Origin of the sequence: Streptomyces soli, from assembly GCF_003999195.1 — a bacterium.
In the GTDB taxonomy this organism is placed as follows: domain Bacteria; phylum Actinomycetota; class Actinomycetes; order Streptomycetales; family Streptomycetaceae; genus Actinacidiphila; species Actinacidiphila soli.
This window is the reverse complement of sequence record NZ_RJVR01000230.1, coordinates 1-13,971: the sequence shown is the minus strand read 5'-3', so window position 1 is coordinate 13,971 and position 13,971 is coordinate 1. Positions and strand designations below refer to the sequence as shown.

The 13,971-nt window shown below is 71.4% G+C and carries 10 protein-coding genes and 1 pseudogene; 4 read left to right on the top strand and 7 right to left on the bottom strand.

Going from position 1 to position 13,971, the window contains the following annotated elements; genetic code table 11:
• Window positions 1–55: 55 nt before the first annotated feature.
• From EFK10_RS22895 to EFK10_RS22870, 6 genes are all read right to left on the bottom strand, one after another.
• Window positions 56–988 (bottom strand): alpha/beta fold hydrolase, encoded by a 933-nt coding sequence (locus tag EFK10_RS22895; RefSeq protein WP_127357522.1) that lies wholly within the window; start codon window positions 986–988, stop codon window positions 56–58.
• 13 nt (window positions 989–1,001) lie between these two features.
• Complete coding sequence (locus EFK10_RS22890; protein ID WP_127357521.1) at window positions 1,002–1,451, bottom strand: phage holin family protein; 450 nt, start codon at window positions 1,449–1,451, stop codon at window positions 1,002–1,004.
• Between the two features lie 27 nt (window positions 1,452–1,478).
• Window positions 1,479–2,843 carry a Na+/H+ antiporter NhaA gene (gene nhaA / locus EFK10_RS22885; RefSeq protein WP_240677406.1) on the bottom strand — a complete coding sequence of 455 codons (1,365 nt, stop codon included), beginning with the start codon at window positions 2,841–2,843 and terminating at the stop codon, window positions 1,479–1,481.
• A gap of 265 nt (window positions 2,844–3,108) precedes the next feature.
• Window positions 3,109–5,064 (bottom strand): acetate--CoA ligase, encoded by a 1,956-nt coding sequence (acs, locus tag EFK10_RS22880; RefSeq protein WP_127357519.1) that lies wholly within the window; start codon window positions 5,062–5,064, stop codon window positions 3,109–3,111.
• Window positions 5,065–5,166: 102 nt separating this feature from the next.
• Window positions 5,167–7,428: a SulP family inorganic anion transporter gene (locus EFK10_RS22875; RefSeq protein WP_127357538.1), complete on the bottom strand. Its 2,262-nt coding sequence runs from the start codon at window positions 7,426–7,428 to the stop codon at window positions 5,167–5,169.
• Window positions 7,429–7,632: 204 nt separating this feature from the next.
• On the bottom strand, window positions 7,633–8,625 hold the full coding sequence (locus tag EFK10_RS22870) for an ATP-binding protein (protein ID WP_127357518.1): 993 nt from the start codon (window positions 8,623–8,625) through the stop codon (window positions 7,633–7,635).
• 101 nt (window positions 8,626–8,726) lie between these two features.
• Between EFK10_RS22870 and EFK10_RS22865 the strand changes: the two genes are divergently transcribed.
• The gene (locus tag EFK10_RS22865; protein ID WP_127357517.1) at window positions 8,727–9,554 is read left to right on the top strand and encodes a Fic family protein; all 828 of its coding nucleotides are present in this window, start codon (window positions 8,727–8,729) and stop codon (window positions 9,552–9,554) included.
• A 386-nt stretch (window positions 9,555–9,940) separates the two neighbouring features.
• Here the strand turns inward: EFK10_RS22865 and EFK10_RS22860 are convergent, their stop codons facing one another.
• Window positions 9,941–10,780 (bottom strand): HAD family hydrolase, encoded by an 840-nt coding sequence (locus EFK10_RS22860; protein ID WP_127357516.1) that lies wholly within the window; start codon window positions 10,778–10,780, stop codon window positions 9,941–9,943.
• A 472-nt stretch (window positions 10,781–11,252) separates the two neighbouring features.
• Here EFK10_RS22860 and ssd point away from each other — a divergent pair, with 472 nt between their 5' ends.
• The 3 genes and pseudogenes from ssd to EFK10_RS22845 form a co-directional block, all read left to right on the top strand.
• Window positions 11,253–12,416, top strand: coding sequence for a septum site-determining protein Ssd (ssd, locus tag EFK10_RS22855; protein ID WP_127357515.1), 1,164 nt, complete (start codon window positions 11,253–11,255; stop codon window positions 12,414–12,416).
• On the top strand, window positions 12,413–13,564 hold the full coding sequence (locus tag EFK10_RS22850) for a TadA family conjugal transfer-associated ATPase (RefSeq protein ID WP_127357514.1): 1,152 nt from the start codon (window positions 12,413–12,415) through the stop codon (window positions 13,562–13,564). The genes ssd and EFK10_RS22850 overlap by 4 nt, the downstream gene beginning before the upstream one ends.
• Window positions 13,561–13,971 (top strand): annotated as a pseudogene (locus EFK10_RS22845) (type II secretion system F family protein); the annotation flags it as partial. The gene EFK10_RS22850 and the pseudogene EFK10_RS22845, both read left to right, overlap by 4 nt.

Sequence of the window (13,971 nt, the reverse complement as noted above, 5' to 3'; positions counted from 1 at the left end):
TCAATTGGCCTATGCGTCCGGCATTTGGCTGATGGTCATATGAGAAGAATGGCGGTTAACGGTCCGGTTCGGGGTCCTTGAGCCAGTTGATGAGCTCTGTCGAGAAGGCCACCGGGTCCTCCTCGTGCGGGAAGTGCCCGAGACCGTCGAAGAGCCGCCAGCGGTACGGCGCTTCGACGTACACCCCGCTGCCCGCCGCCGAGCGGGTGCGCATCGCCGGGTCCAGCGAGCCGTGCAGATGCAGCGTCGGCACCCGTACCGGCCGCTTCATGCGGCGGTTGAACTGGAAGCCGTCGAGACGCGCCAGCGACCGTACCATCCACCGGTACGGCTCGATCGCGCAGTGCGCGGTCGACGGGATCATCATCGCCCGGCGGTACGTCTCCACCGCCTCGTCCTCCGGCAGCCGCGGCCCCGACCAGTCCCGGACCAGCCGCCCGACCAGCGCCGCGTCATCCGCGAGCAGCTGCCGTTCGGGCAGCCACGGGGTCTGGAAGCCCCATACGTACGACCCGGCCGCCGTCTGCTTGAAGTCACCCAGCATCGCCGCCCGCCATCGCCGCGGGTGCGGCATCGACGACACCGCCAGCCGCCGTACGAGCTTCGGCCGCATCACCGCCGCCGTCCACGCCAGATAGCCGCCCAGGTCATGGCCGACCAGCGCGGCGTCCGGCTCGCCCAGCGAGCGGATCACCCCGGTGACGTCGAGCGCGAGGTTCGCCGGGTCGTAGCCACGCGGCGTACGGTCACTGCCGCCCACTCCGCGCAGGTCCATCGCGACCGCCCGGAAACCGGCGGCGGCCAGCGCGGGCAGCTGCTCGCGCCAGGTCCACCAGAACTGCGGGAAGCCGTGCAGCAGCAGCACCAGCGGGCCGTCGCCCATCTCCGCGATGTGGAAGCGGGCGCCGTTCGCCGCGACATCCCGGTGGGTCCAGGGTCCGTCGATCCGTACGACCTCGGAACCCGAGGGGTTTGCAGCCACCGTCATGGCCTTGAGCCTGTCACACCTTTGCGTCGGCTGTGTTGCCGGACGCGACAGGCCGGGGATGCGGTTTGACGCCCTTGACCACGGCGGCCGTCTCCTTCGCCGAGGCGATGCTGCGCTCCGGCTTCTTGATCTTCTTGAACTTGGCGATCGCGTAGACCCCGAAGAGCCCCGCCAGCACCAGATAGGCGACGCCCACGATCAGAAAGGACCAGGCCAGTCCGAGCCCGAGGTTGTGGATGCCGTACGCCGCCGCGAAGCTCAGCACGGGGAGCGCGAAGAGCGCGAGGACGCCTGCGGCCGAGATCGCGCCGCCGCCGATGCCGGCCCGCTTCACGTCCTGCCGGAGTTCCGCCTTGGCGAGGGCGATCTCCTCGTGCACCAGGGCGGACATCTCCGCCGTGGCCGATGCGAACAGTTGGCCGAGGCTCCGTCCCTCGGGTCCGGCCTCGTCCGCTGCGCTCATCGCGTCCTCCGCAAGTTCTGGGGGTGGTTACCCCTCGATCATGCCTGACGGGTCGTCGTCCCCGCTCCCGCTGCGCGCCACTTCGGCGAGACGGCGGTGCTCGGCGGCCTTCGCCTCATGGATCGCGGCCATCCGCAAGTGGTAGGCGGGGTTGTCCTGCTCGTACACATCCGGGATGCCGTCCAGGTCGTCGTCTCGCTCCTCCTCCTCGACCAGACGGCGGTACCGGTTGTTGCGCAGCTTCAGCAGCGTGGCCGCCAGGATCGCCGAGATGAGCGACCCGAGCAGTACCGCTGCCTTGACCTCCGAGGTCAGCACCGGGTCCCCGGCGAAGGCCAGTTCACCGATCAGCAGCGACACCGTGAAGCCGATGCCCGCCAGCGACGCCACCGCCAGCACATCCGCCCACGCCAGTTCCGGATTCAGCTCCGCCTTCGTGAAGCGCGCCGTCAGCCACGTCCCGCCGAAGACCCCGACGGCCTTGCCCACCACCAGGCCCAGCACCACGCCCAGCGTCTCCGGTCTGGCGAACACATCCGCCAGTGCCCCGCCCGACACCGACACCCCGGCCGAGAAGAGGGCGAACAGCGGCACGGCCACACCTGCCGACAGAGGGCGTACGAGATGCTCGATGTGCTCGCCGGGCGATTGCTCCTCGCCGTCGCGCCGGTGACACCGCAGCATCAGGCCCATCGCCACGCCGGCGATCGTCGCGTGCACCCCGCTGGCGTGCATCAGCGCCCAGTTGACCAGGGCCAGGGGCACGTAGACGTACCAGCCGTGCACTTCCTTGCGCAGCAGCACCCAGAAGACGGCCAGCCCGACCACGGCCAGACCGAGCGCCGCGAAATCGATGGACGACGTGAAGTACACCGCGATGATCAGGATCGCGAACAGGTCGTCCACGACGGCCAGCGTCAGCAGAAACGCCCGCAGCGCGGACGGCAACGACGTCCCGATCACCGCCAGCACCGCCAGCGCGAAGGCGATGTCCGTCGCCGTCGGCACCGCCCAGCCCTGCAAGGACCCGCCGCCGGTCGCATTCACGATCGCGTACACCAGCGCCGGGACCGCCATCCCGCACACCGCCGCCACCACCGGCAGCGCCGCCGCCGGGCCGCGCAGCTCACCGGCGACCAGCTCGCGCTTCAGCTCGATCCCGGCCACGAAGAAGAAGATTGTCAGCAGCCCGTCCGCCGCCCAATGGCCGACCGACAGATCCAGATGCAGCGACGCCACCCCGAAGTGGAAACCGAGGGTCGACACGTACGAACCGCTGACCGGGCTGTTCGCCCACACGAGGGCCGCCACCGCAGCGAGCAGCAACAGCACGCCGCCCACGGTCTCCGTACGGAGCGCGTCCGCCACGAAGTTCCGCTCCGGGAGCGGCATCCGGCCCAGGAATTCGGAACGGCGGCGGGTCACGGGTCGACCTCCGGTCGGGTCACGGCATGACTGATGACGTTGCCGACCGGACTTCCCGGCGCACCCGATTTCCGATTGTCGCGTCCTTGACGCGTTGGCCAGCTCATATGCGTGCACTCGGAGGAGTCCGGCGATCTTCACCATACGGTCATAGCAGGCACCAGGCACCCGGCGCGTGGTGCTTTGCGCCGGGTGCCTGGTGCCTGGTACGGGGCGCGGTGCCCCCGCCGGATCAGTCCTCGCTGCTCGCGCTCGGCAGCTTGGTCTGGATGAGGTCCATCACCGTCGAGTCGGTCAGCGTCGTGACGTCGCCGAGCTCGCGGTTCTCGGCCACGTCCCGCAGCAGCCGCCGCATGATCTTCCCGGAGCGGGTCTTCGGCAGCTCGGCCACCGGAAGGATCCGCTTGGGCTTGGCGATCGGGCCGAGCGCGGTGCTCACGTGCGCCCGCAGTTCGTCGACCAGGCTGTCGGTCTCGGAGGCGCTGCCGCGCAGGATGACGAAGGCCACGATGGCCTGGCCGGTCGTGGGGTCGTTGGCGCCGACGACCGCGGCCTCGGCGACCGAGGGGTGGGAGACGAGCGCGGACTCGACCTCCGTGGTCGAGATGTTGTGCCCGGAGACGAGCATGACGTCATCGACCCGGCCCAGCAGCCAGATGTCGCCGTCGTCGTCCTTCTTCGCCCCGTCACCGGCGAAGTAGCGGCCGGGGAAGCGCGACCAGTAGGTGTCCAGGTAGCGCTGGTCGTCGCCCCAGATGGTGCGCAGCATCGAGGGCCACGGCTCGGTCAGCACCAGGTAGCCGCCGGAGCCGTCGGGCACCTCGTTGGCCTCGTCGTCCACGACGGTCGCCGAGATGCCGGGCAGGGCGCGCTGGGCGGAGCCGGGCTTGGTCTCGGTGACGCCGGGGAGCGGCGAGATCATCATGGCGCCGGTCTCGGTCTGCCACCACGTGTCGACGATCGGGCAGCGGCCGCCGCCGATGTGCTCGCGGTACCAGATCCACGCCTCGGGGTTGATCGGCTCGCCGACCGACCCGAGCACCCGCAGGCTCGACAGGTCGAACTTGGCGGGGATGTCGTCGCCCCACTTCATGAACGTACGGATCGCCGTCGGGGCGGTGTAGAGCAGCGAGACGCCGTACTTCTGCACGATCTCCCAGAAGCGGCCCTGGTGCGGGGTGTCCGGGGTGCCCTCGTAGATCACCTGTGTGGCGCCGTTGGCCAGCGGTCCGTAGACGATGTACGAGTGGCCGGTGACCCAGCCGATGTCGGCGGTGCACCAGTACACGTCCGACTCGGGCTTGAGGTCGAAGACGGCGTGGTGGGTGTAGGAGGCCTGGGTGAGGTAGCCGCCGGAGGTGTGGAGGATGCCCTTCGGCCTACCCGTGGTGCCGGAGGTGTAGAGGATGAAGAGCGGCTGCTCCGCCCCGAAGGCCTGCGGGGTGTGCTCGGTGGACTGCCGGTCCACCGCGTCGTGCCACCACAGGTCGCGGCCCTCGGTGAAGGCGACCTCCTGGCCGGTGCGGCGGACCACCAGGACGTGTTCGACCTGGGGGGTCTTGGTCAGGGCCTCGTCGACGGTGGGCTTGAGGGCGGACGGCTTGCCGCGCCGCCAGCCGCCGTCGGAGGTGATGACGACCTTCGCGTCGGCGTCCTCGATGCGGGTGGCCAGTGCGTCCGCGCTGAAGCCGCCGAAGACCACGGAGTGCGCGGCGCCGATGCGGGCGCACGCCAGCATGGCGAAGACGGCCTCGGGGATCATCGGCAGGTAGACCGCGACCCGGTCGCCGGCCTCGACGCCCAGCTCGGTGAGGGCGTTGGCGGCCCGGCTGACCTCGTCCTTGAGCTCGGCGTAGGTGATGGCGCGTTGGTCGCCCGGCTCGCCCTCGAAGTGGATGGCGACCCGGTCGCCCAGGCCTGCCTCGACATGCCGGTCGACGCAGTTGTACGCCACGTTGAGCGTGCCGTCGGCGAACCACTTCGCGAACGGCGGGTTCGACCAGTCCAGCGTCTCGGTCGGCTCTACCGCCCAGGTCAGCCGCCGGGCCTGCTCCGCCCAGAAGCCGAGCCGGTCCGCCTTTGCCTGCGCATACGCGTCCGCTGTCACATTTGCGGCCGCCGCCAGGTCGGCGGGCGGGGCGAACCGGCGCTCCTCCTTCAGGAGGTTGGCAAGGCTCTCGTTGCTCACAATGTCTCCTTCGGCGTTTCTCCCGTGTGTCCCAGGCCATAGCTCATCAGTCGGGGCGGCCCGTGACAAGGGCCGCCCCGAAGATTGGTTTAGACCTGTTGGTCACACCGCGTCGAGCACCTCGGGGCGTACGGCCGCGAAGGTACCGGTGGCGCGGTTCAGGACGTACGCCTGCGCCTCGGCCACATGGAAGTACATGCCCTGCAGTTGCAGCGCGCCCTCGGCCACCCGGCGGGCGACGCAGGGGTGGGCCATGAGGTGGTCGAGCTGCTGCATCACGTTGACCAGGGCGAGTCGCTCCAGGTCGTCGGCCACCGGTCGGTCGGCCAGGGCGACTTCGCCGCGGCCGAGTCGTCCGATGCGGCCCAGCCGGGCGAGGGACGGCCGGCCGTGGCGCAGCCAGCGGGCGAGGGGGGTCTGGGCGCCCGGTTCGTGGCCCTGGCCGCCCAGGAGTGCCTGCATGGCGCCGCAGCCGGAGTGGCCGCAGACGGTGATGCTACCGACCTGGAGGATCTCCACCGCGTACTCGACGGCGGCGGCCACCGAGTCGCAGGAGGCGTCGGTGCCAGGCGGCGGCATGAGGTTGCCGACATTGCGGACGGTGAAGAGGTCGCCCGGGCCGCTGGAGGTGATCATGCTGGTGACCAGGCGGGAGTCGGCGCAGGTCAGGAAGAGCTGGGTGGGTCGCTGGCCCTCGGCGGCGAGCCGGGCCAGCTCGTCGCGCACCAGGTGCGCGGTGTTGCGCTGGAAGGCGCTGAGGCCGCCGACCAGTTGGCCCGCGCTGCCGGATCCAACCTCCGTACGGGTGCAGTGGTGGTTGTGCCACGGTGTCCAGGGCCGGCAGGCGTGGGCGCTGACGGGCTCGGAGATGGGCTGCCCGGTGCGCCCGGAGAGGGTGGCCCAGCCGCCGCGCGCCCGGTGGCCGTCGCACCAGGTGCGCAGCGCCTCGTACGCGGCGTGGTCCATGAAGGAACCGTCCAGCTCGACCACCGCCGTCGCCCCGTACGGCACCTGGGTGAAGGCCTTGGTCAGCTGAGGGACGGCCAGGAACGTCAACTGCCCTCGTACGTTGACGCGGTGGGTGCCGTCCTCCTCGGTGACCGTAATCCGGGTCCGGGTCAGGCGGTGCAGCTGAAGGAAGACCGAGACGGCCACCCCGACCGCCACGCCTTGCAGCACGCCGAACAGGACAACCGTGCCCAGCGTGGCGGCGTACACCGGGAACTCGCGGTGCCGTTGGACGTGCTTGAGGTGGGCGAAGCTGACCATCCGTACGCCGACCGCCATCACCAGCGCGGCGAGCGTGGCCAGCGGAATCAGCCCGAGGACCCCGGCCAGCAGCCCGGAGCACAGCACCACCCACACCCCGTGCAGGACGGTGGCCCGACGGCTGACCGCCCCGGCGGCGACATTGGCCGAGCCCCGGATCGCGCCCCCGGCCACCGGCAGCCCGCCGAGCAGCCCGCAGACCACGTTGGAGGCGCCCTGGCCGAGCAACTCCCGGTCGAGCCCGGCGCGTTCCGCTGTGTCGCCGCGCGCGGCCCGCAGCTTGTCGACGGCGACGGCGGAGAGCAGCGACTCCATACTGGCGACGAGCGTGACGGTGAGGACGGCGGCGATGATGCCGAGGACCGGCCCTTCCGGCAGCCCGGGCAGTACGAGGGTCTTCCAGGAGGGCATGACGGCCCTCGGCAGGGTCATGCTGGCCGCGATGGCGGTGGCCAGGGTGATCGCGGCCAGCGGCGCCGGGACAGCGCGCAGGGCGCGGCCCACCCGGCCCGGCAGCCGGGGCCAGCCGACGAGCACGGCGATGGTGACCGCGCCCATCAGCAGCGCGGCCGCATGGGGATGGGACAACTGCCAAGGCAGTTGGGCGAGGTTGTCGAGCGCCGAGGCGTCCGGGCTGCCGCCGAGGACGACATGCAGCTGTGCGAGGGCGATCGTCGCGCCGATCCCGGCGAGCATGCCGTGCACGATCGCCGGGCTGACGGCCAGCGCTGCCCGGGCGACGCGCACCGCGCCCAGCACGAGCTGGGCGAGGCCGGCCAGCACCGTGATGGCGCAGGTGGTGCGCCATCCGTAGTGCTGCACCAGCTCGGCCGTCACCACGACCAGGCTGGTGGCGGCCCCGCTGACCTGGAGCGGGGCCCCGCCCAGCAGCCCGGCGACGATGCCGCCGACGGCCGCCGAGACCAGCCCGGCCTGTAGCGGTGCGCCGGTCGCCATGGCGATGCCGAGCGACAGCGGGACGGCGATCAGAAAGACGGTGATCGAGGCGGACAGATCGCGGCGGACGGCGATGCGCGCGGCATTGCTGACGGCATTGCTGACGGTATGGCGTAGGTCAAGGCGCAGTGGGTTCATGGGTCCCGTCTCCTCCGGGGCGGCGCGGCTGCGTACGGCGCTCTGCTGCGCGTACGCGGTCGTGGTCACGGCTGTGCGGCGGGTGCTGCTGCCAAGGCCCGGAGAGTCACGGACTGTGACTGTCTCGTTACCCTCAAGGCTCGGTAATGGGAGAGTAATGCACAGCTCTGACAAGCCGGAGGGTCGTGGGACCGTACGGGGCTGCTAATTAGCCCTGGCGGGTGACGCGCTCGATTCCTCCCCCATCAGGAACGACGGATCCACCTGAGAGGCCAGGTCGGAGCCGGTGCGCTCGTTGCCCCAGGTCTCGGCGTTCTTGAGGTGGAAGTGCACCATCTGGCGTGTGTAACGCTCCCAGTCGCGTTCCCCGTACGAGGCGTCGGCGGCCTGATGCATCGCGCGCAGCGCGTCGCGGTTGGCCGCTTCGAGCAGCTCGAAGCGCGGCGGACGGCCCTTCTCCATGGCCCGCACCCAGTCGGAGTGGCCGACGGTGACCAGCAGGTCGTCGCCGACCTCGTCGCGCAGGAAGGTCAGGTCGTCCGGGCCCTGCACCTTGTTCCCGACGACGCGCAGCGCGACGCCGAAGTCGCGGGCGTACTCCTTGTACTGGCGGTAGACGCTGACGCCCTTACGGGTCGGCTCGGCGACCAGGAAGGTCATGTCGAAGCGGGTGAACATGCCGGAGGCGAAGGAGTCGCTGCCGGCCGTCATGTCGACCACCACGTACTCGTCGCGGCAGTCCACGAGGTGGTTGAGGCACAGCTCGACCGCTCCGACCTTGGAGTGGTAGCAGGCGACGCCCAGGTCGGACTCGTTGAAGGGGCCGGTCACCATCAGCCGGACCTCGCCGTCGTCCAACGCGACCGGGCGGGCGCACGCGGCGTAGACCGGGTTGTCCTCCACGACGCGGAGCAGGCGTGAGCCGTGGCCCGGCGGGGTGGTCTTGATCATCGTGTCGGCGGAAGTGATGCGGGGATTGGCGCCGCGCAGATACTCCTTGATCTCCGGGAGGTGCGCGCCCATCGCGGGGAGTGCGGCGGCCTCCTCCTCGTCGATGCCGAGGGCTGGTGCGAGGTGCTGGTTGATGTCGGCGTCGACGGCGAGAACGGGGACGCGCGTGGCGGCGAGGTGACGGATGAAGAGAGAGGACAGCGTGGTCTTGCCGCTGCCGCCCTTCCCGACGAAAGCGATCTTCATGTTCGGTAAGAGTAGTGGTGCCGGGGTGCTGCTTCCGCCCACGAGGTGAGGAACACCACTCCAAAGGGGGGCGCGCGGGCCCGTTGCGTAGGGTCGTACGTATGAGTACGACAGACCCGCTCGCTGTTCTCGGCTCGCTCCCCGGTGTCGTGGAGTCCGTGGACTCCGTACGGAAGGCCGTTGACCAGGTCTACGGCCACCGGGTGATGCGCCGACGCTCCAACGAGGTGGCCTCCGAGGCCGCGCTGCGCGGAGCGCGCGGCTCGGCGGCGCTGGCCGGGGCCGACTGGCCGCTGGAGGAGGTGCGCCGCCGCAGCGACTTCGGCGCCGACCCCGAGTCCCGAACGGTCGGGGCCGCACTGCGGCTGACCGCCGAGGCGGGCCAACTCCTCAGCGTCTGGCGGCGGTCGCCGGTGCAGACGCTGGCCAGGCTGCACCTGGTGGCGGCAGGCGGCGCGGTGCCGGACGAGACGGTGGGGCGGCCCCGGCTGGCCGGTGAGAAGGTCGCGGACGACGGGCTGGTGGAGTCGGCCCTGCCGCTGCCGGAGCCCGAGGAGGTCGCCGCCCGCCTCGACGGCCTGGCGGCGCTGCTGCTCGCGGGCAGCGCGGCGCCGGCGCTGGTGGTGGGCGCGGTGGTGCACGGCGAGCTGCTGGCGCTGCGGCCCTTCGGTTCCTTCAACGGCCCGGTGGCGCGGACGGCGCAGCGCATCGTCCTGGTCGGCAGCGGCCTCGACCCCAAGTCCATCTGCCCGGCGGAGGCCGGACACGCGGAGCTAGGACGCGCGGACTACCTCAAGGCGCTGGAGGGTTACATCTCCGGGACGCCGGAGGGCATGGTCGCCTGGATCGCGCACTGCGCGCGGGCCGTGGAGCTCGGGGTGCGGGAGAGCGTGGCGGTGTGCGAGGCGCTGCAGCGCGGGGCGGCGTAACGCGTTCTGGGGATTTGGGTTCTGGGCTCCCGGTTTCCGGGCCCGAACAGGGTTGCGCTAAGGGGTCCGAACAGAGTTGCGGCGGCACCTTGGGGGTGCCGCCGCTGGCATGACTCTCGGGTTACCAAGCGTGCACGGTATTCGCCCATCAGGTCGGGACTTCGCCCGTCACCTGGTGCGGCTGGCCCGATAAGCGGGTCTGCGTCGCGTGGGTGCCTAATTGTCATACTCGGTCCGTGGGGCCTTGATGCTGATCTCTCCGGTCTTCCTCTCGGAATATCCGTGGTCACGCGGGCCGTCAGTTCATTTCTACAGCGCCGGCGGGGGAAGCGGAACCCCTCGGTACAGTTGAATTACTTTTGGGACAATCGGTACATTACGCGGCGTCACGACATCGCCGGCCTGCGGCGGCGCGAGGCGTACCAGAGCAGGCCCGCCGTGGCCGCCGCCGCCCCGATCGCCGCTGCCGCCAGCACGGGCCGCGGCGGCATGGACAGCGACGGCACCCGCTGGTGCAGTCGCACCGGGCGGCTGAAGGTCAGTACCGGCCATTCGCGGGCGATCGCCTCCCGGCGCAGCGCGCGGTCGGGATTGACGGCATACGGGTGGCCGACGGCCGCCAGCATCGGGATGTCGGTGACCGAGTCGCTGTAGGCGTACGACCGCTCCAGGTCGTACCCCTCGGACTCGGCGAGCCCCGCGATCGCCTCGGCCTTGGCGGGGCCGTAGACATAGTGCTCGATCTCGCCGGTGTAGGCGCCGTCCTTGGCGATCATCCGGGTGGCCACGACATGGTCGGCGCCGAGCATCTCGCCGATCGGCTCGACGACTTCGGCGCCGGACGCGCTGACGATGACGACGTCGCGGCCGGCGAGGTGGTGCTCCTCGATGAGCGAGGCCGCCTCGTCGTAGATGATCGGGTCGATCAGGTCGTGCAGTGTCTCGGCGACGATCTCCCGTACCTGCTGCACATTCCAGCCACGGCAGAGCTCGGAGAGGTACTTGCGCATTCCCTCCATCTGGTCGTGGTCCGCCCCGCCGACGAGGTAGACGAACTGGGCGTACGCGGTGCGCAGCACGGCACGCCGGTTGATCAGGCCGCCTTGGTAGAAGGAACGGCTGAAGGCCAGCGTGCTCGACTTGGCGATGACCGTCTTGTCGAGGTCGAAGAAGGCCGCGGTGCGCCCAGTGCGCGGGGCGAGGTGGTTTTCCACGAGCACGAGCATAGGCACCCACCATTCGGCGTAAGCTGAGACGCGTGGGTTTGCCTGAGAAGGCCTTCGGGTACACCATGGAAGTCACGGATCGTTCGCGACCGTGCTAACCCGGTCTGGCTCCTCCCCCCCCGAGTCGGACCGTGGGGACGACCCCCGCTCTCCCCCCCGGCGGGGGTCGTCGCATGTCCGCATGCGTTTTGGGGGCCCTGGACCGGTCGTTCCGCTTCCTCTTTCGGCTCTTGTGCGGGGCATCGCGCCGTCTCCCTTCGCTCCTTCGATAACTACTACGCGTGACATCGCGTAATCGTTGCGCTGTTCGAAGGAACTCATCCGAACGGGTGGCGGAGATATCCACAACCGGCCGGTTATCCACAGATCTCCTTCAAGATCAACAATATTTCCCGGATCCCTCGATCCTGGCCGTGGATGTTGCACCGGTGATGCACCCGGTGTGTACGGGACGGATGAGGGGGACGGGAAAATGGCTGAATTTTTCACAGGTGACCGGCCGACGGCAGCTGCCGACATCCCTGGCGGGCCGCTGATCGTCACCGAGGACGAAGCGCTCCTCGACGATCTGCTGAGACTCTGCGCGGCGGCGGGCGCCCAGCCGGAGGTGGCCTTCGCAGGGCCGCCGAGAGCGGGCAGCTGGGAGACCGCGCCGCTCGTGCTGGTGGGTGCGGCCAGGCGTGCGCCTGGTGGTGGCCACGGGCGCGTGGGGGGTGTCGGTAGCGCCGGAATGCGGCTGCTGCGCGGGGCGGGCCGGCGCGGCGGCGTCCTGCTCATCGGGCGCGACCTGGACGACCCGGATGTCTGGCGGCAGGCCGTCGACATCGGCGCCGACCATGTGATCTTCCTGCCGGACGCCGAGAAATGGCTGGTCGACCGGATCGCCGACGCGGCGGAGGGCGTCGGCGACCCCGCCCTCACCATCGGCGTCGTCGGCGGCCGGGGCGGCGCGGGGGCCAGCACACTGGCCTGCGCCCTGGCGGTCACCGCCGCCCGCTCCGGACGCCGCACCATGCTCGTCGACGCCGACCCACTCGGCGGCGGCCTGGACGTCCTGCTCGGTGCTGAACGGGCCTCCGGGCTGCGCTGGCCCGACCTCGCCGAATCCCGGGGCCGGGTCAACAGCGGAGCCCTGGAGGAGTCCCTGCCGCGTACGCATGCGCTGAGCGTGCTGAGCTGGGACCGGGGCGACGCCGTCGTCATCCCGCCGCAGGCCATGCGGTCGGTGATGGGCGCAGCCAGACGGCGCGGCGGGGTCGTGGTCGTGGACCTGCCCCGCCGGATCGACGAGGCCGTCACCGAGGCGCTCGCCCAGATCGACGTCGGGCTCCTGGTGGTCCCCGCCGAGCTGCGGGCCGTCGCGGCGGCGGGGCGGGTCGCCTCGCGGATCGGCATGGTGCTGAGGGACCTGCGGGTCGTCGCCCGGGGCCCGTTCGGTTCCGGCCACCTCGGCGATGAGGCCATCGCCAAGCTCATCGGTCTCCCGCTCGCCGGCGAACTGCCGCCCGAGCCGGGCCTGCCCGCCGCCCTCGACTGCGGCGAGGCCCCGGGCGCCGACGCCCGCGGTCCTCTCGCCCGCTTCTGCTCCGCCTTCCTGGCCGAGGCCCTGCCCAGTGGCGGGAGCGTGGCCGCATGAGTGCCGAACTCCACGATGTCCTTGACGCCGTACGGCTGCGCCTCGCCGCCTCAGGGGACGAGCCCACACCGGCGGGCGTCGCCACCGCCCTTCGGGCCCAGGGGCGGCTGCTCGGCGACACCGAGGTCCTCGGGGTCGTGCACGCGCTGCGGTCCGAGATCGTCGGCGCCGGGCCCCTGGAGCCGCTGCTCGCCGATCCTCAGGTCACCGACGTCCTGGTCAACGGCCCCGACGAGGTCTGGGTCGACCGCGGCTCCGGGCTCGAACGCAGCGACGTCCGCTTCCAGGACGCCGCCGCCGTGCGCAGGCTGGCCCAGCGGCTCGCCACCTCCGCAGGGCGCCGGCTCGACGACGCCCGTCCCTGGGCGGACGCCCGCCTGCCCGACGGCACCCGGCTGCACGCCGTGCTGCCGCCGGTCGTGGTCGGCGCCCCCTGCCTGTCGCTGCGCGTCGTACGGACCCGGGCCTTTACCCTCGACGAGCTGATCGCCGCGGGCAGCATGGACCGGGCCACCGCCGCCCTGCTGCGGGCCGTCCTCGACGCACGGCTGAGCTTCCTCGTCTCGGGCGGCACGGGCTGCGGCAAGACCACACTCCTGAGCTGCCTGCTCGGGCTCGTCGCCCCGCACGAACGGATCGTCCTCGCCGAGGACTCCGCCGAGTTGCGCCCGCACCACCCGCACGTCGTACGCCTCGAGACCCGGCCCGCCAACCAGGAGGGCATGGGCCTGGTCACTCTGCGGGACCTGGTCCGCCAGGCCCTGCGGATGCGGCCGGACCGCCTGGTCGTCGGCGAGGTCCGGGGACCCGAGGTCACCGACCTGCTGGCCGCCCTCAACACTGGCCACGAGGGCGGCTGCGGCACCGTGCACGCCAACGCGGCGGCCGATGTGCCCGCCCGGCTGGAAGCCCTCGGCTCCACGGCGGGGCTCGACAGGGTTGCGCTGCACAGCCAGTTGGCGGCCGCCCTGTCGGTCGTCGTCCACCTCGTACGGGATCGTGCGGGGCGGCGCCGGGTCGCCGAGATCCACGTCCTGGAGCGCGGCCGCGACGGCTTCGTCACCACTGTCCCGGCGACGCTCGGCAGCGAACGCGGTCCGGGCTGGAACCGGTTGGCGGCCCTGTGCGAACGGGGGGCCGACCGGTGAGCGTGCATGTGGCCTTTGCAGCGGCGCTTTGTGCGGGCGGAGCGGCCTGGGTGCTGGGCGGGCGGGACGATGTGCTGCGCCGGGCACGGCTGATGTTCGCCGGCGGGGCTCCGCCGCCCGTGTCCTGGGAGGCCCGGGGCCGGGCGCTGCTCGACCCCTTCCGGGCCCGTTTCGGCTGGCGGGTCGGCCGCGAAGTCCTGTGCCTGCCTGCCGGGTTGCTGCTCTGCCCGCTCGCCCATTCCGTCCTGCCCGCGCTGGCCGGCGCGGCCGCCGTACCGCTGGCCGGCCGGTGGCTGCGGGCCCGTGAGCGCGAGGCGGCGGTGGAACGGCGAGCCGCTGCCGTCACCACGCTCTGCTCAGCCGTCGCGGGCGACCTGCGGGCCGGACTGGGCCCGCACGCCGCGCTC